This is a genomic window from Streptomyces sp. NPDC013455, assembly GCF_040632975.1.
Classification (GTDB): domain Bacteria; phylum Actinomycetota; class Actinomycetes; order Streptomycetales; family Streptomycetaceae; genus Streptomyces.
The window spans coordinates 1-16,270 of sequence record NZ_JBEYCX010000019.1; the positions used below are offsets into that span (position 1 = coordinate 1).

Sequence of the window (16,270 nt, forward strand, 5' to 3'; positions counted from 1 at the left end):
CGAAGGAGGCGAGCGGCAGGCCGCGGGTGAGGTCGTGCAGGTGGAGTGCGGCATCGGCTTTGGCCCGCAGGACGTGGTCGAGCCGCCGGGGAGTGCCGACCTCTCGATCCCCACCTGACATCCCGATCGGAAACGGAGAACACGATGTGCACCATCTCCTGGCGGCGTCCCCTCATCCTCCTGGCGGCTTCCGTCACCCTCGTCACCGGCGCCGGTTGCGCCGCCCAGGCGGCCACCCCCGCGGCATCCGCCCCCAGCGGCCACACGGCCCTGCTCCAGCGGGCCGAGAACTGCGGAGAAGGGGGCGAAGGCGGCAAGGGCGGCGCCCCCGGGCAACCGGGTGAGCCGGGCAAGCCGGGCAAGCCGGGCTGCCTCGCGTTCCGCGACCTGCCCGACAAGCCGAAGTCGGAACTCACCCGGCTGGACAGGGCACGGATCGTGCTGACGGTGCTGTCCGGCCACGCGACCAAGGCCGAGGTGGCCAAGAAGTACAAGGTCTCGGAGAAGGAGATCGACACCTGGGAGCGCCGGCTCCTGAACGGTGACTGGCTCTCGCTGGTGCAGGACACCTCCCCGTTCCTCGCGTGACCCGCGACCGCGGACGGAGCAGAGAACGGAACCGAGAACGGAACCGGGACGGGCGTCCCGGCCCGACACCCCAGGGCCGGGGCGTTTCCACGCCCGAAAAGCCGACAAGCCAAGAACTCGAAAACCCGAGAACTCCAGAACCTGAGAACTCGGAAACCAGCGAACCCGAAAAGTCGACGCCTCGGCGGAAGAGAAGAAAGGCAGAACCATGCGCAGGAATCATCGGAAGTTCGGTCTCGGCCTCGCCGTGTCGGCCATGGTGGTCGTCGGGGGCGCGATGGCACCGGCGGCGATGGCCGACACCGGACCGGCCGGCGGCGGATCGGGCAGCAGCCCGCCCGCCGTGAGCGGCCTCCAGCTGGGCGACATCCGCATCGACGAGGGCGGCGTCCGCATCGGCGACCAAATCTGCGCCGGCAACTGCGACGGCACCGTCAACGGCACCAACGGATCCGACGGCGGTATCTGCGCCGGGATGTGCAGCGGCAGCGCCAACGGCGGCGCCGGCACCGACGGCGGACCGGGCCGCGACGGCACCAAGGGCGGCAACGGCGGCATCTGCGCCGGAGTCTGCGCGGGCAGTGTCAACGGCGGAGCCGGCGGGAACGGCGGCGACGCGGCCGGCACCGGCGACGGCGGGGCCGGCGGTCAGGGCGGAAACGGCGGGACCTGTGCCGGCGTCGGCTGCGAGACCAGCGGTCAGGGCGGCCGCGGGGGCAACGGTGGCAACGGCTGACTCACGGGGCGGAGACGGTCAGCGACTGCTCCGCCCACACCGTCTTGCCGATCCGGTCGTGCCGGGTGCCCCAGCGGTCGGCGAGCTGGGCGACCAGCAGCAGCCCCCGGCCGCCCTCGTCGAAGATCCGGGCCCGGCGCATGTGCGGTGTGGTGCCGCTGGAGTCGTAGACCTCGCAGATCAGGGTGCTGTCCTGGTGGATCAGCCGGAACTGGATGGGCGGGCGGCCGTAGCGGATGGCGTTGGTGACCAGCTCGCTGACCATCAGCTCGGTGGCGAACGCCACCTCGTCCAGGCCCCAGGCGGACAGCTGCTCGGTGGCGTACCGGCGGGCCAGGGAGACCACGGTCGGGTCGCTCCGCAGCTCCCAGGAGGCGACCCGGTCCTCGTGCAGCACCCGGGTACGGGCCACCAGCAGGGCGATGTCGTCGTCGGGGCGGTGGCTGAGCAGCTCGGTGAGGACCCGGTCGCACACCGCGTCCAGCGACTTCGTGGGGCGGCTGAGCGCCGAGAACATCTTGTCCAGCGCCTCGTCGATGTCGTGGTCCCGGGCCTCGAACAGCCCGTCGGTGTACAGGGCCAGCAGGCTGCCCTCGGGCAGTTCCGTCTCCACCGCCTCGAAGGGCAGCCCGCCGAGCCCCAGCGGCGGCCCGGCGGGCACGTCGAGGAAGCGGACGGTGCCGTCCGGGGTGACCACGGCGGGCGGCGGATGGCCGGCCCGGGCCAGGGTGCACCGGCGCGAGACCGGGTCGTAGACCGCGTACAGGCAGGTGGTGCCGATGCCGCCGGCGGTCTCGGCCGCCGGGTCCGTGCTGCCCTCGTCGGCGGCCAGCCGCAGCACCAGATCGTCCAGGTGGGTGAGTAGCTCGTCGGCGGGCAGGTCGACGTCGGCCAGCGTGCGCACCGCCGTGCGCAGCCGGCCCATGGTGGCGGAGGCGCGGATCCCGTGGCCCACGACGTCACCGACGACGAGCGCCACCCGGGCCCCGGACAGCGGGATCACGTCGAACCAGTCGCCGCCCACCCCGGCCCGGGTGGCGGCCGGCAGGTAGCGGGTGGCGATCTCCAGGGCCGCCTGGTCGGGCAGGTGGTGCGGGAGCAGGCTGTGCTGGAGCGCCATGGTGGTGGTGCGGGCCCGGGAGTAGGCGCGGGCCTGCTGGATGCCGGCAGCCGCCTTGGTGGTGAACTCCTCGGCGAGCCGCAGTTCCTCCGGCCCGAACGGACCCCGTTCCGGGCGCCGGCCGAACAGCGCCACACCGAGCGCGCTGCCCTGCGCCAGCAGTGGCACCGCCAGCAGGGAACGCGCTCCGGTCGCCCGCAGCCAGGCGGCCCCCGGGTCCAGCGCGGTCCACTCGGCGACGGCCGGGTCCGCGGTGTCGTACAGCAGCGGCCGGGCCGCCGCCAGGCACTGGGCGGGCGGCGAGCCGGCCGGGCAGACGACCGCCTCCCCGATGCCGGCACCGGAGCCGTGCGCGGACCCGTATCCGTCCGGGACCGCACGCAGGGCGGCCCGGCGCAGCACCACCGCACCCGCACCCGCGCTCGCGCCCGTGCCAGTGCCCGCGCTCGTGCCCGCCCCCGCGCCCATGCCCGCATCCGTGCCCGTGCCCATGCCCACGCCCGCGTCCACGTCCGTGTCCGGGCCGCCGGTCTCGGCCGGCCGGCCGCCGGGGGAGTCCAGCAGGTCGACGGCGATGACGTCGGCCAGGCGGGGGACCGTGACCTCGCCCAGTTCCTGGGCGGCGCGGGCCTGCTCGGCCGCCGTCCCGGCGGGCTTGCCGGTCTCCTCCGAGGGGTGCTGCCGGCCGGCCGCGTCCTGGTCCGGCGGCGCGGACAGGCAGACCGCGCGTACCCGGCCGTCGGCGTCCTTCAGCGGGGTGAGGACGGTGGCCGGGCCGAGGTCCGGGCCGAGGCGGCCCGGCACCTCCCGCGGCCGGCCGGACTCCAGCACCAGCCGCATCGACCGTTCGGCCTCCTCGCCGGCCGTACCCGGCACGATGTGGGCGAGGCCCAGCCCGCGCATCGCCGCCTCCGGCAGGGTGAGGGCGTGCTCCAGCCGGCGGTTGGCGCGCACCAGGCGCAGCTCCGTGTCGAAGACGGCCAGCGGAAAGGGCGACTGGAGGAACGTCCACTCCTCCAGCGGCTCCCCGCGGGGAGGCTGGACCCGGGGCGTCACGGCGCTCACCACGAGCCAGTCGGTGGCCCCGCCGCGTGAGACGCGGCGGTGCGCGAGCACGCCCAGCTCCAGGCGCCGGCCGTCCTGGTGGTGCAGCGGGACGGTGCCGTTCCAGCGGGTCCGGCCGGCCACCGCCCGCCGGACGGCCGCGCCGTCGGCGGCGAGCAGCGCGGTGGCGGGCCGGCCGAGGACCGCCGAGGGGTCGTAGCCGAGCAGCCGCCGCGCACCCTCGCTCCAGCCGGTGAGGATGCCCCGCTCATCGATGGTGGCCGTGGCCGTGTACGTCGACTGTCGCTCCATCGCCGCTCATCTCGCCCTTGCTCGGCAGGCTCTCCTGACCAGCATGATCCCGGGCGGCGCCGAGCACCAACGCAAGGCCGCGGGGCCGCGGCGGGGAAAGCACCGCGGCCGGGCCGGGGCGGGGTCCCGCACACCGCCGGGGCGGTCCCGGCCCCCCGGGCGCGGCCGGGCCGAGGCGGCCGGCGGTCGCCCCGGGACGGGGCCCGCCGGCGTCCTCGGGCCGGGGGCCTCAGCCGAGGGCGAGGGCCTGCACCCGGTCGAGCGCCCCGTTGTACTTGTCGTGGTCGCCGACGGTCGGGCCCGAGGAGGTGTACTGCCACATGGTGTAGTACGACCACCCGGCCGGCAGCGTCCCCGGATCGGAGGCGTACCGCGCGATCCACAGCGGGTTGTTCACGGCGAAGCCGCCGTAGTTGCCGGTGCACTGGGTCCACCAGGTGGTGGCCGTGTAGATGACGGCGTACCGGCCGGTGCGCGCCTTGTAGGTGTTGAGGAAGTCGGCGATCCAGCTGACCATCTGGCTCGCGGTCTTGCCGTAGCAGGCGGCGCCGTACGGGTTCCACTCGATGTCGAGCGCGCCGGGCAGGGTCTTGCCGTCCCGGGACCAGCCGCCGCCGTGGTCGACGAAGTAGTTGGCCTGGGTGGCACCGCTGGTCGTGTCGGGCGTGGCGAAGTGGTAGGCGCCGCGGATCATGCCCACGTTGTAGGAGCCGTTGTACTGCTGGGCGAAGTACGGGTTCGTGTAGTACGTGCCTTCCGTGGCCTTGGTGTAGGCCCAGCGCACTCCGCTGCCCCACAGGGTGGACCAGGCGACGTTGCCCTGGTGGCCGGAGACGTCCACGCCCTCGGTCTGGGTGGCGTCGCCGGTGCTCGGGGTGCCGTTCTGGCCGTCGTGGGCGAGGACGCCCATGCCCATGTAGGCCGAGCCGCGGGTGGGCGTGGCCGCGGCCCGGGCGGAGGTGAGGGGGAGCGTGAGGGAGAGCGCCGCGAGCAGGGCCGTGGCGAGGACGGCGAGGGGACGCGGCCGGTACGAGCGGACGAAGCCGGGTCTGAGCACGGGCATGCGTGCCTCCGGGGAGTCGAGTGGGGGGAGTGGGGGTGGGGGACCATGGCACTGACCGCCGACCCACTGGCGTGGGCATGCCATTAATGGTCTGGTAAAGAAGCTACGCACGTAGATGACAGCGTGGGAAGGGGGTCCGGACGACGCCGTTGGTCTACGCCTGCGAAATACTTACAGAGCTGCGGCAATGACGACGGTCGGCAGAAACTTTCACGACCGCGAAACCGATCAGGGGTACTGACGTGCACGAGGACGCAAACGGCTGCGCATCATGCGCCGCCGGCCAGGTGACGCCCAGTGGTGCAGACCAGGAATTCCTGGCATTGGAGCGCGAGTTGACCGTGCTGCTCCGGCGCGCACGGGCCAACCAGGGCGAGATGGCCAGGGAGGTCCACCCCGACCTGGAGTCCTCCGCGTACGGCCTGCTCATTCGGCTCGACGAACTGGGCGGCCAGCGCGCCACGGAACTCGCCGCCTACATCGGCGTCGGCAAGGCCACCATGTCCCGCCAGCTGCGCGCCCTGGAGGACCTCGGCCTGATCGCCCGCGAACCCGACCCCGCCGACGGCCGCGCCTGGCTCGTCACCCTGACCGACGAGGGCCGCCGCCGCGTCGGCACGGTCCGCGAGGCCCGCCGCGCCCGCTACGTCCGCCAGCTCGCCCACTGGAACCGCAACGAGGTCGCCGAGCTGGCCCGGCTGCTCCACCAGCTCAACGACGTCATGGCGAAGTGACCACCCACGCGAAGTGACCACCCACGCGAAGTGACCACCCACGCGAGGTGACCGCCGGCGCGAGGTGACCGCCCATGCGGGGTGCCCTTCCGCGCACGGCCGCGTGAGGTGACCGCCCGCCTGACGCGACGACGCGACCACCCGCTCCGGTCACAGCTCCACGTAGACCACCGTCGCGTCGTCGTGCGTCTTGCTCCGCCGCAGGAACGCCCGCTCCTCCCGGTCCGCCGCCTCCAGCTCCCGTACCCGGTCGACCAGACCACGGGCGCCCTCCTTGGCGACCACGTCGAACAGGGCCGTCCAGTCACCCTCCCGGAACGTCTCCGTCCAGCGGGTCGCGCCGTCCGTCAGCGCGGCCAGGGCCCGCACCTCGCGCCGGGGCACGGTGCCGGTGACCGCCCGCGCGGCCACGTCCGGATCGGCGGCGGCGGTGAAGAAGCCGCCCTCCTTGTTGCGCAGGTTCGCGTCGACCATCGCGTCGGTGGCCAGCGCGGACCGGGGCAGCCGCGCGAGCCGGTCGTCCAGCACCGGCGTGACCGTGCCGTCGGGGCCCCGCAGCAGCAGCGCGGAGTCGGACAGCACCAGGTACTCGACCGTGCCGGCGGACCAGCGGGCCAGGACGACGGTTGCCTGGGGGGTTCGCGGGTGAGAAAGGTCACAGGTGTCCGCGTGGGCGTCGGCGGTACGGCGGATCGCCCGCGCGAGAATCTCCGGGAGCGTCAGATCTCGGCCGCAAAGGGTCAGTTCGGTCAGCGCACCGCCCAGCCGGGCCGTGTACCAGGGAACGGAATGCAGACAGCCCGTCGGGCCGCCGGGTGGTGTCACTCCGTCCAGGACGATCACGCAACCACCCTGTCCGGAGGCGGGAAGTCCGACACCGGCGAAGTCCTCGTTGGGCCGCGCCGCGTCGCCGGGTTCCGAAACGAGATCAGTGCGCATTCGGCCAGTCTGCACGAGCCCTTCACGCGTTGCGCCAAAGGCTGGCAACCGTCCGGCGAATTCTCACGACCGTGCAGGTCAGGTGCCTGATTTGGGGGAGAATGATCCACTCCGGGAAGACGTGGTGGCGAATACTGCCAAAGCCTGGGGCGCGCGTCCAACCGGCCTGCCGCGCAGGGGGCCCGCACGCGCCAGGGGAACTTGCCCGCCAACTCCCCTCCGATGTTCACTCCTTCGGGTGGCGGGTCAGGTGATGCGCGACCACTGCCCACCGGCGCTGGGAGGGTCGGGAACCGTACGAACCGGGTGTACCGCACCACTTGGCACCGAAATGACGGGGCGCCACCCGGGCCCTTGCGTAGACGAGTTCAGGAATGCGAGCACCGGTGCAGAAGAAGCGGCCTCGGCGCACAGGCAGGCAGACGGCCCCCGAGGGGACCGTCACCCAGACCCCCGTGGGCACCGGCCGCCCCACCCATGTGCGCACCCGGCTGATCGTCGCCGTCGCCGTGGTGGCCGCGGCCGTGGCCGGGGCCGGGGCGCCCGCCCTGCTCACCGCCTCCCAGGACGTCAGCGACTCCCAGGACCTGGTGACGCTCGCCGCCCGCACCCAGGACGCGCTCACCCTCGCCCACTCGCTCGCCGACGAACGCGACGAGGTGACCTCCTACATCGCGGCCGGCCGGCCCGAGGCCAAGGCGCCTTCCGAGGACCGCAGCGCCCGCGTGGACCGGCAGGTCGAGGAGCTGCGCGCCGACACCGACACCCCGGCGGGCCTGCGCACCGCCCTCGACGGCATCGACACCGTCCGCCGGACCGCCCTCACCGGCAAGGTCACGGCCCTCCAGGCGCACCAGTCGTACTCGGCGACGATCACCGAACTGCACCGGCTCGCCGAGCGGCTGGCGGAGCAGCTGCCCCCGCGCGCCGGCTCCGGCACCCACGCCCTCGCCGAGCTGGACTCCGCCGTCCAGCAGTCCGCCGCCGCCCGCGGCCTGCTGCTGGCCGCGCTGAACGTCCCCTCCGGCACCCGGACGGTGGTCGACCCCGTCACCGGCCTGCCCACCACGTCCGCCACCGGCACCGAGGCGGAACGCAAGCAGCGCGACGCGCTCACCGTCGCCGCGCAGCAGGCCCGGCTGCGCGCCGACGCGACCCTCGCCGACTTCCGCGAGACCGCCCCCAAGGCGAGCGTGGACTCCTACGACTCCACGGTCACCGGACCGGAGGTCAACTCGGCCGAGAAGTACCTGGCCGCGCTGACCGACCAGCCCACCCTCGCCGACAGCGAGCTGACCACCAGCACCAAGAAGCTGGACGCGGCCCTGTCCGCCCGCGTCGACCTGATGCGCGGCGCCGAGTCCGCGCTCTACGACCGCCGCACCAAGGACCTCGAAGCGCTCCGGGACGACGACGTCACCGCCCTGGAGATCCGCGTCGCCGTCCTCGGCGCGCTGATGCTGGTCGCCATCGGCATCGCCACCGCCATGGCCCGCACCCTCACCCGCCCGCTGTCGGTCCTGCGCCGCGGCTCGTCCCGCCTCGCCGAGGCCGAGGACCCGACGACTCAGGAACCGATCGCCTTCACGGGCCGCAACGACGAGTTCGCCCAGGTGGTCCGCTCGGTCAACGCCCTGCACGCCCACGCGGTCACGCTGCACGAACGCGTGGCCACCCTGGAGACGGACCGCAGGCACCTGGTGGGCCAGCGCCAGAAGATGGCCGACGCCCGCGAGGAGCTGCGCACCGAACTCGCCGAGTCCGCCGCCCAGCTGGAGCGGCTGCGCACCAGCATCGGCTCCACCTTCGTCAACCTGGCCCTGCGCACCCTGGGCCTGGTCGAGCGCCAGCTCGCGGTCATCGAGGGCATGGAGGAGCGGGAACAGGACCCCGACCGCCTGTCCACCCTCTTCAAACTGGACCACTTCGCCACGGTGATGCGCCGGCACAGCGAGAACCTCCTGGTCCTCGCCGGTACCGAGCACGTCCAGCAGCACCCCGGCCCGGTGCCGCTGGTCGACGTGGTGCGGGCGGCGGTCAGCGAGATCGAGCGCTACGAACGCGTGCGCATCGCCGCGCTCCCGCCCCACGCGCACGTGGCCGGCTTCGCCGCGGACGACCTCTCCCACCTGCTCGCCGAGCTCATGGAGAACGCCACCTCGTTCTCCCCGCCGGACGTGCCCGTCGAGGTCTCCGGCTGGCTCCTGGAGTCCGGCGAGGTCATGCTGTCGGTCCAGGACGAGGGCATCGGCATGACGGAGGAGCGGCTCACCGCCCTCAACGCCCGGCTCGCCGACTTCACCCCCGAGTCCCCGTACGACCAGGAGGGCGACGAGGGGCTCGGCCTCGGTCTGTACGTCGTCGCACGCCTCGCCCACCGGCACGGGGTACGGGTCCAGCTGCGCGAGCAGAAGCAGGGCGGCATCGCCGCGGTGGTGGTCCTGCCGGCCGCGCTGCTCGCCGAGGCCCCGTCGACCGCGCTCCCGCCGCGGACCACGGCCCCCGGCGCCACCGGCACCTTCACCCTGCCCGGCGCCGACGCCGAAGCCAACTCCAACGTCCTCCACGCCCGGACCAAGGACGCGGACCCCCTGATCAGCCTCGCCGAGCAGGCGACACGACAGGCCACCACCCAGCCCCCGCACGACACACCGACGACGGACCCGCAGGCCCCGGCGGCCTCGGAGACCCCGACCGGTTCGGCGACCCGGACGGACGCGGTGGACGGGACCGCCGCGGTGGACGACGCCGGGACGGTGGCGCGGACCGCTGCGGTGGACGGCGCCGCCCCGGTGGACGGGACCGCTGCGGCGGACCAGGCCGACGCGGCGGACGAGGCCGGCACGGCGGACCGAGCCGACTCGGCGGAGCAGGCCGACTCGGCGGAGCAGGCCGTGCGGGACATCTTCGGCGATGCCCCGTCGGCCCACGCGCCGCACCGGCAGGTACCCGCCCAGGCCACGGAGGCCCGCCCGAAGGCCCCGGCGGAGACCCCCGCCGAAACCACGATGGAACTCCTCCTCCCGCCCACCCAGCCGGAGTCGGAGCACACCCGCCCGGCGGACGGGACGGACCCCGCGGACCGCCCGGAGCCGTCCGAACACCCGGAGTCGGCCGCCCGCCCGGAGCCCACCGGCCCGGCGCGGACGTCGGGCCGGCCCGAGCGGGCCGAGCCGGCCGGGCCCGCGGGGCCGGCCGGGGGCCGGCCCCACGACCCGGCGGCCGCCGACGGCGGGGACGCCCCACAGGGGCCACCCGCGGCCGGCGACGAGAGCCGCACCGGTGGTGCGGAGGGGAACAGGGACGCCGAGGACGAAGCCGAGGCGCACGTACCGGCGCAGCCGCCGCAGGCACCCGCACAGCAGCCCGACACCGAAGACGAGCCGGAGGAACGGCTCACCAGCAAGGGCCTGCCCAAACGCACACCCAAGATCACCGCACCCACCGCCCCGTCTCGCCGCCGAGGCCAGAGCGTCGACGCCGAGGCCCTGCGCCGCAGGCTCGGCGGCTTCCGCCGCGGCGCCGAGGCCGGCTACCGCGACGTGGAGGCGGAGATCGCCGAGCACACGGCCAACAACCAGCGGCCGACCAGCTACGCACACGCCGAAGAAGCCACGGGGGGCACAGCCGAGGAGGCAAGCAGTTGACCGCGCCCACTACCTACGGACTGAGCAGTGAAGCCCGCAACCTGCACTGGCTGCTGACCAACCTGGTCGAGGAAGTACCCGGCATCCAGTCCGTCGCCGTGGTCTCCTCCGACGGGCTGCTCCTGCTCTCGTCGGACCCCGACCTCCCGCACGCCCGCACCGGCTCGCGCGGGGACACCCCCGCCGAGCGGTCCCGCACGGCCCGCCCGGCCAAAGGCCCCCGCGGGTCCTCAGCCGACCTCGCCACCATCGTCTCCGGCATCGGCAGCCTCACCGTCGGCGCCGCCAAGCTGCTGGATTTCGGCGGTGTGAAGCACACGATGGTCGCGATGGACGAGGGCAGCCTGTTCGTCATGTCGATCAGCGACGGCTCGCTGCTCGGCGTGCACGGCTCCGCCGAGTGCGACATGAGCGTGGTGGCGTACCACATGGCGCTCTTCGTGGGCCGCGCCGGACACGTCCTGACGCCCGAGCTCCGCAGCGAGCTGCGCAAAAACCTGGAGGCCGAGTCGACGGGGAGCGCCCGATGAGCGGCACACCGAAACTCCCCGTGCGCGGCGGCGACCGCAAACCCGCGCGCGTCCGCCCCTACTCGCTCACCGGGGGCCGCACCCGCTTCGGCCACGTCCTCCTCGTGGAGACGTTCGTGGCCGCCCTGGAGGCCCCGGAGGAGCGCAAGGAACTGACGAACGGTGCGCTCACCACCCGGGTCATGCCGGAGATGCGGGCCATCGTCGAGCTGTGCCGCCGTATGCGCACGGTGGCCGAGATCGCCGCGCTGCTGAAGATGCCGCTCGGCGTGGTGCGCGTGCTCCTGAGCGATCTCGCGGACCAGGGAAAGATCCGTGTGTACGGCACCGGAACCGGTCACGGCACCGGCCGCCCGGAACGCGCGCTGCTGGAAAGGGTGCTGAGTGGACTCCGCCGTCTCTGACGCCACCGCCTCCTACGGGGGCGCCTCCCTCGTCGCCGGGTTCGCCGAGCCCGACGAGGACCTGAAATCCTGGCAGACGGACCGGACGCGCGCACCCATCGCGACGAAGATCGTGGTGGCGGGCGGCTTCGGCGTCGGCAAGACCACGCTGGTCACCTCCGTCTCGGAGATCACGCCGCTCCAGACGGAGGCGCTGATGACCGAGGCCAGCGAGGGGACCGACGACCTCTCCGCCACGCCGGGCAAGCTCACCACGACCGTGGCCATGGACTTCGGCCGCATCACGCTCGACGACGACCTGGTGCTCTACCTCTTCGGAACGCCGGGCCAGCAGCGGTTCTGGTTCATGTGGGACGACCTGGTGCGCGGCGCTATCGGCGCCGTCGTCATGGCCGACACCCGCCGCCTGAAGGACTGTTTCCCCGCACTGGACTACTTCGAGAGCTGCGGGCTGCCGTACGTCGTCGCGGTCAACCACTTCGACGGCAGCGAGCTGTTCGAGCCGGAGGACGTACGGGAGGCGCTGACCATACCCGCGCACGTCCCTGTCATGATCATGGACGCGCGGCGCCGGATCTCGGTCATCGAGACCCTGCTGGCTCTCGTCGGCCACGCGCTGGACGAAACCCCCGAGTAGTACCCGAGTCGTACCCGGGCCCCGTAGGAGGCACCACCCCCATGCGCAAGATACTCGTCGTCGGAGCCGGCCAGTCCGGCCTCCAGCTCGCCCTCGGCCTCCAGTCGCACGGCTACGAGGTCACCCTGATGTCGAACCGGACCGCCGACGAGATCCGCTCCGGACGGGTCATGTCGACGCAGTGCATGTTCGACACCGCCCTCCAGCACGAGCGCGATCTCCAGCTGAACTTCTGGGAGTCCCAGGCCCCGAAGATCGAGGGGCTCGGCGTCTCGGTGGCGGCACCCGGCTCGCACGACCCGGGCCCCACCCAGCGGGCGATCGACTGGGTGGGCAGGCTGGACGGGTACGCGCAGTCGGTCGACCAGCGGGTGAAGATGGCCGGCTGGATGGAGACCTTCGCGCAGCGCGGCGGCCAGCTGGTCATCCACGGCGCGGCGGTCGGCGACCTCGACTACTTTTCCCGCGCCTACGACCTCGTCCTGGTCGCGGCCGGCAAGGGCGAGCTGGTGTCGATGTTCGCCCGCGACCCCGAGCGCTCCCCGTACAGCGAGCCGCAGCGGGCGCTGGCGGTGGCCTACGTCCACGGTCTCGGCCCGCGCCCGGAGCACCCGGAGTTCGACGCGGTCCGCTGCAACGTGGTCCCCGGCGTCGGCGAGCTCTTCGTCATGCCGACGCTCACCACCTCGGGCCGCGCCGACATCCTGTTCTGGGAGGGCATACCCGGTGGCCCGCTCGACGTCTTCAACGGCGTCAAGGACCCGGCGGAGCACCTCTCCCTGACCCTGGAACTCATGGAGCGGTTCACGCCCTGGGAGTACGCGCGGGCCACGCGGGTGGAGCTCACGGACGCCGGCGGCACCCTGGCCGGCCGCTACGCCCCCACCGTCCGCAACCCCGTCGGCCGGCTGCCCGGCGGCGGGCTGGTGCTGGGCGTGGCCGACGTCGTCGTCGCCAACGACCCGATCACCGGACAGGGCTCCAACTCGGCGGCCAAGTGCGCGGCGGCGTACCTGGCGTCCATCCTGGAGCGGGGCGAGGAGCCGTTCGACGAGGAGTGGATGCGGCGGACGTTCGACCGGTACTGGGCCACCGCCCAGCACGTCACGAAGTGGACGAACGCGATGCTGGCGCCGCCGCCGGAGCACGTGCTGAACCTGCTGGGCGCGGCGGGCGGCCTCCAGCCGGTGGCGGATCGATTCGCCAACGCCTTCAACGACCCGGCCGACTTCGAGGACTTCTTCTACGACCCCGACAAGACGGCCGCCTACCTGGCCTCGGTCGCCGGGGCCTGATCGTCGGGGCGTACGGCGCCGAGCACCGGATAGGACGCCAGGGGGGAGACCGTGACCCGCTCCCCGGGGCGCGGCGCCTGGACGACCCGGCCGTTGCCGACGTACAGCGCCACGTGGGTCGCGTCGGGGAAGTAGACGACCAGGTCGCCCGGCCTGAGCTGCGGCAGTGGGACCCGCTTCAGCCGGTCCCACTGCTCCTGGCTGGTGCGCGGGATGGGGGTGCCCGCCTGGGACCACGCCTGCGAGGTGAGGCCGGAGCAGTCGTAGGCGTCGGGGCCCGCCGCGCCCCACTCGTACGGTTTGCCGACCTGCTCCATGGCGTAGCGGACCGCGCGGGCGCCCACGGGCGAGGCCGGGCGGTCGGCCGGCAGCGAGCCGGCGGTGGTGAGGCGCTGCTGGGCCTCGGCGACTCCCTGCCGCTCCAGCCGGGCCACGGCCGTGAGCTGCTCCGGGGTGAGGGTGGCCAGCAGCCGCTCCACGCCGGCCAGTTCGGTGCGGACGTCGTCACGCTGCTTCTTCTGCCGGCCGGCCAGCACGAGCTGGGTGTCGAGGGCCTTGCGGGCCGCCCGGGCCAGCGTGTCCTTGCGCTTCTCGGTGTCGGCGAGCCGGGCCACCGTCCGGGCCCGGGCGCGGGCCAGCTCGCCGATGACATGGCCCTCGTCCAGCGCGGCTTGCGGGTCGGGCGCGAGCAGGAGGCGGACGTAGGGACCGAGGCCGCCGCTGTTCTGGTACTGCTGCCGGGCCAGGCGGCCGACGTCGGTGCGGCTGCCCTGGAGGGCGAGCCGGGCGTGGGCCAGCTCGCCGTCGAGCCGGTGCACCTCGGCGCGCTGCCGCTCCAGCTGCTCCGTGGTGGCGTTGTACTTCTCGGCGGCCTGTTCGGTCTGCCGGTACAGCCGCTGGAGGTCCGTCAGCAGCTCGGCCACGGACCGCCGCGGCTCCGGTGCGGCCGCGGCGGGTACGGGCGCGAGGACGGCCTGGGCCGCCACCGCCGCCGTACAGGCCAGACGCAGAAGGCTTCCTGACACGTCATCATCTCCGTTGCGGGGAGGGTGGGCGTTCCACTTCCCATCGCACCGCGATAATCAGATGATGCGCATGTGGCGCACGCCGGGCTGCGCGGTTCGGCGTAGACCTGTCACCCGTGGGTGTCGCCGGGCGTGCCGCGCGGCGGGTCCGACGGCTTGGACCAGGGCCACCTGAGCTTCCCCCCGGACCTGTCGTCCGGGTCGTACCGGTACTTCCACCCCTGGATCAGTCCCAGCCGCCTGCTGTGCCCCCGCGGCACGCGGTGGTAGACCAGCACGGTGGGCGGGCCGCCGTCCGGGTCCGGGACGGGGATGCGGTACGTCTTCGGGGGGTGCCCGGTGGGGCCGACGAGGACGGGCAGCACACGCCCGTCCATGGGGCCGCCCTCGAAGGGGGTGTCCTGGCTCTTCACGGCTTCAGTCTCGGTCATCCCCGGCGAGCGCGCCGACCAGCGCGGCGGTCTGCGGGTCCCGGCCCGCGGTGACGGTGAGGACGGCCACGAACTGGTCCACCAGCCAGTCGCGCAGCTCCCCGGCGGGCGGCTGCTTCTCCTCGTCCAGCCAGATCAGGGAGGCCGCCTCGACGGCCGTGATCCACATCCGGACGGTCATGCGCAGCCGGGGTCCGGGGGCGGCGATGCCGAGGTGCCGGTAGATGTGCTCGGCGGCGGACCGGCGGACCCCGTCCACGATCGCGGTGGTCCGGGACGTCTCGACCACGCTGCCGCCCTGGAGCAGGGCGCTGAAACCCGTGTCGTGCTCGTCGACGAAGGCCAGGTAGCGGTCCAGGGCGCGGGCCAGCCGGGGCAGCAGCGGGCCCTCCAGGGGCTCCCCGAAGCAGTTGCGCAGCTCCTCGGCGGCCGACCGCAGCGCGGCTTCGTACAACTGCTGCTTGCCGCCCGGGAAGTACCGGTACACCAACGGCCGCGAGACCCCGGCCGCCTCCGCCACGTCGTCCAGGGAGACGTCCTCGGGCGCCCGGTGCGCGAAGAGGGAGAGCGCGGCGTCGAGGAGCTGGCTGCGCCGCTCCTCGACACTGAGCCGGCGGTAGGCGGGGGTGGCCGACGGGGTCATGCGGGCCAGCCTAATCGCCGTGGGCGTGCCCGGGCGCGGGCGGCCACGGGTCCGCGGCGACCGCCCGCCGCCCTGATCAGGCCGGCAGGCCCGACGGCCTCAGGGCCGGCAGGCCCGACGGCGTCAGGCGGCAGGCCGGACGGCCTCGGGCCGGCCAGGCCCGACGGTCTCAGGCCAGCAGGCCTGACGACCTCCACAGGCGCCGGCCCACGCCCCGCAGCACCCCGATGTCGTCCAGGAAGTCGGTCAGGCGCTTGGCGCCGGTCTGCATGACCTCCCTGCGGTGCCCGCTCGCCTTCACCTGCGCCATCGCCTCCCGCTTGTCGAGGCCGACGCTGGTGTACACCTCGGGGTTGACGAAGGCGACGGAGAAGACCCGGGCGAACTCCCCGGAGGTGACGCGGGTGAACTCCTGGGACCACTTCGGCGCGGTCACCATCTGGCGCCGCAGCTCCTCACGGGCGTACCGCACATGGCGCGCCTCCTCCACGACGTGGATGCGCGTGACGCCCCGGACCAGCGGCTGCACCCGCTCGTCCGGGAAGGTCAGCCGCTGCATCCAGTCCAGCACCTCCTCGCCGAGGAGCGTGGCGGTGAAGGAGCCGGGGGTCGTGGAGATGGTCTTGAAGAGGCGGCCCAGGTGCTGGTGGGCGCGGCTGACCGGGTACCAGGGCGTGCCGCCCCGCTGGATCAGCCGCGCGAACATCTTCGAGTGCCGGCACTCGTCCTCGATCTCGGTGAGCGCGTACCGCACGTGCGCGCTCGTCGCCGCCTTGTCGTAGATGTGCCGGACGAGCAGCTGCATCAGGATGATCTCGAACCAGATGCCGAGCGAGGCCAGCGCGGCGGCCTCGTGCTGGGAGAGCAGGATGCGCTGCTCCTCGCCCATCCGCTTCCACATCGGCGTGTCGTACAGCGACACCAGCTCCGGCGGCCAGAACCACTTGCCCTCCTCGAAGGGCGCGTCCCAGTCCAGCTCCTCGTCCGGGTCGAAGGAGTGCTTGGCGGAAGAGACGAGCAGCCGTTCGGCCACCTGTTCCCGGTCCTTGAGCAGGCCGAGCGCGTCGCGCAGCCCGTCCAGCGCGTCCGCTTCCGTCAGGGTCGTCATGGCTCCCTCACCTC

The 16,270-nt window shown here is 73.5% G+C and carries 15 protein-coding genes; 8 read left to right on the forward strand and 7 right to left on the reverse strand.

Features of this window, described 5'->3' with window-relative positions; all coding sequences use genetic code 11:
- Positions 1–144 precede the first annotated feature (144 nt).
- Both ABZ576_RS26380 and ABZ576_RS26385 read left to right on the forward strand, forming a co-directional pair.
- Positions 145–588 (forward strand): hypothetical protein, encoded by a 444-nt coding sequence (locus ABZ576_RS26380; RefSeq protein WP_360745670.1) that lies wholly within the window; start codon positions 145–147, stop codon positions 586–588.
- Between the two features lie 208 nt (positions 589–796).
- Positions 797–1,324: a hypothetical protein gene (locus tag ABZ576_RS26385; RefSeq protein WP_360745673.1), complete on the forward strand. Its 528-nt coding sequence runs from the start codon at positions 797–799 to the stop codon at positions 1,322–1,324.
- A 1-nt stretch (position 1,325) separates the two neighbouring features.
- Here the strand turns inward: ABZ576_RS26385 and ABZ576_RS26390 are convergent, their stop codons facing one another.
- Together ABZ576_RS26390 and ABZ576_RS26395 are read right to left on the reverse strand one after the other, a co-directional pair.
- Positions 1,326–3,800: a SpoIIE family protein phosphatase gene (locus ABZ576_RS26390; protein ID WP_360745676.1), complete on the reverse strand. Its 2,475-nt coding sequence runs from the start codon at positions 3,798–3,800 to the stop codon at positions 1,326–1,328.
- 229 nt (positions 3,801–4,029) lie between these two features.
- A complete protein-coding gene (locus ABZ576_RS26395; RefSeq protein ID WP_360745679.1) occupies positions 4,030–4,863 on the reverse strand; it encodes a lysozyme in 834 nt (277 codons plus the stop codon).
- A 242-nt stretch (positions 4,864–5,105) separates the two neighbouring features.
- On the opposite strand from ABZ576_RS26395, the gene ABZ576_RS26400 reads away from it, so the two are divergent.
- Entirely contained in the window at positions 5,106–5,597 is a 492-nt protein-coding gene (locus ABZ576_RS26400) for a MarR family transcriptional regulator (protein ID WP_360745682.1), read from the forward strand.
- Between the two features lie 150 nt (positions 5,598–5,747).
- Here the strand turns inward: ABZ576_RS26400 and ABZ576_RS26405 are convergent, their stop codons facing one another.
- Entirely contained in the window at positions 5,748–6,536 is a 789-nt protein-coding gene (locus ABZ576_RS26405) for a protein phosphatase 2C domain-containing protein (RefSeq protein WP_360745685.1), read from the reverse strand.
- Between the two features lie 386 nt (positions 6,537–6,922).
- On the opposite strand from ABZ576_RS26405, the gene ABZ576_RS26410 reads away from it, so the two are divergent.
- From ABZ576_RS26410 to ABZ576_RS26430, 5 genes are read left to right on the forward strand one after another with little or no spacing between them, the layout of a single operon-like run.
- Positions 6,923–10,183, forward strand: a complete 3,261-nt coding sequence (locus ABZ576_RS26410; RefSeq protein ID WP_360745688.1) for a nitrate- and nitrite sensing domain-containing protein — start codon at positions 6,923–6,925, stop codon at positions 10,181–10,183.
- Positions 10,180–10,713: a roadblock/LC7 domain-containing protein gene (locus tag ABZ576_RS26415; RefSeq protein ID WP_360745691.1), complete on the forward strand. Its 534-nt coding sequence runs from the start codon at positions 10,180–10,182 to the stop codon at positions 10,711–10,713. The genes ABZ576_RS26410 and ABZ576_RS26415 overlap by 4 nt, the downstream gene beginning before the upstream one ends.
- The gene (locus tag ABZ576_RS26420; protein WP_360745694.1) at positions 10,710–11,117 is read left to right on the forward strand and encodes a DUF742 domain-containing protein; all 408 of its coding nucleotides are present in this window, start codon (positions 10,710–10,712) and stop codon (positions 11,115–11,117) included. The genes ABZ576_RS26415 and ABZ576_RS26420 overlap by 4 nt, the downstream gene beginning before the upstream one ends.
- On the forward strand, positions 11,098–11,754 hold the full coding sequence (locus tag ABZ576_RS26425) for an ATP/GTP-binding protein (protein ID WP_360745697.1): 657 nt from the start codon (positions 11,098–11,100) through the stop codon (positions 11,752–11,754). Before ABZ576_RS26420 ends, ABZ576_RS26425 begins: the two co-directional genes overlap by 20 nt.
- Before the next feature lie 41 nt (positions 11,755–11,795).
- The gene (locus ABZ576_RS26430; protein ID WP_360745700.1) at positions 11,796–13,049 is read left to right on the forward strand and encodes a styrene monooxygenase/indole monooxygenase family protein; all 1,254 of its coding nucleotides are present in this window, start codon (positions 11,796–11,798) and stop codon (positions 13,047–13,049) included.
- Here the strand turns inward: ABZ576_RS26430 and ABZ576_RS26435 are convergent.
- From ABZ576_RS26435 to ABZ576_RS26450, 4 genes are all read right to left on the reverse strand, one after another.
- Complete coding sequence (locus tag ABZ576_RS26435) at positions 13,022–14,074, reverse strand: C40 family peptidase (protein ID WP_360745703.1); 1,053 nt, start codon at positions 14,072–14,074, stop codon at positions 13,022–13,024. The genes ABZ576_RS26430 and ABZ576_RS26435 overlap by 28 nt on opposite strands.
- 110 nt (positions 14,075–14,184) lie before the next feature.
- Entirely contained in the window at positions 14,185–14,505 is a 321-nt protein-coding gene (locus tag ABZ576_RS26440) for a hypothetical protein (RefSeq protein ID WP_360745706.1), read from the reverse strand.
- Entirely contained in the window at positions 14,492–15,148 is a 657-nt protein-coding gene (locus ABZ576_RS26445) for a helix-turn-helix domain-containing protein (RefSeq protein ID WP_360745709.1), read from the reverse strand. Before ABZ576_RS26445 ends, ABZ576_RS26440 begins: the two co-directional genes overlap by 14 nt.
- 169 nt (positions 15,149–15,317) lie before the next feature.
- Positions 15,318–16,256, reverse strand: a complete 939-nt coding sequence (locus ABZ576_RS26450) for a diiron oxygenase (RefSeq protein WP_360745712.1) — start codon at positions 16,254–16,256, stop codon at positions 15,318–15,320.
- Positions 16,257–16,270 lie beyond the last annotated feature (14 nt).

Excerpts from the sequence above, each read along its gene's own strand:
- ABZ576_RS26380 (WP_360745670.1), top strand. The coding sequence starts at position 145 with ATGTGCACCATCTCCTGGCGGCGTCCCCTCATCCTCCTGGCGGCTTCC.
- ABZ576_RS26385 (WP_360745673.1), top strand. The coding sequence starts at position 797 with ATGCGCAGGAATCATCGGAAGTTCGGTCTCGGCCTCGCCGTGTCGGCC.
- ABZ576_RS26390 (WP_360745676.1), bottom strand. The coding sequence starts at position 3,800 with ATGGAGCGACAGTCGACGTACACGGCCACGGCCACCATCGATGAGCGG.
- ABZ576_RS26395 (WP_360745679.1), bottom strand. The coding sequence starts at position 4,863 with ATGCCCGTGCTCAGACCCGGCTTCGTCCGCTCGTACCGGCCGCGTCCC.
- ABZ576_RS26405 (WP_360745685.1), bottom strand. The coding sequence starts at position 6,536 with ATGCGCACTGATCTCGTTTCGGAACCCGGCGACGCGGCGCGGCCCAAC.
- ABZ576_RS26420 (WP_360745694.1), top strand. The coding sequence starts at position 10,710 with ATGAGCGGCACACCGAAACTCCCCGTGCGCGGCGGCGACCGCAAACCC.
- ABZ576_RS26430 (WP_360745700.1), top strand. The coding sequence starts at position 11,796 with ATGCGCAAGATACTCGTCGTCGGAGCCGGCCAGTCCGGCCTCCAGCTC.
- ABZ576_RS26440 (WP_360745706.1), bottom strand. The coding sequence starts at position 14,505 with ATGACCGAGACTGAAGCCGTGAAGAGCCAGGACACCCCCTTCGAGGGC.
- ABZ576_RS26445 (WP_360745709.1), bottom strand. The coding sequence starts at position 15,148 with ATGACCCCGTCGGCCACCCCCGCCTACCGCCGGCTCAGTGTCGAGGAG.
- ABZ576_RS26450 (WP_360745712.1), bottom strand. The coding sequence starts at position 16,256 with ATGACGACCCTGACGGAAGCGGACGCGCTGGACGGGCTGCGCGACGCG.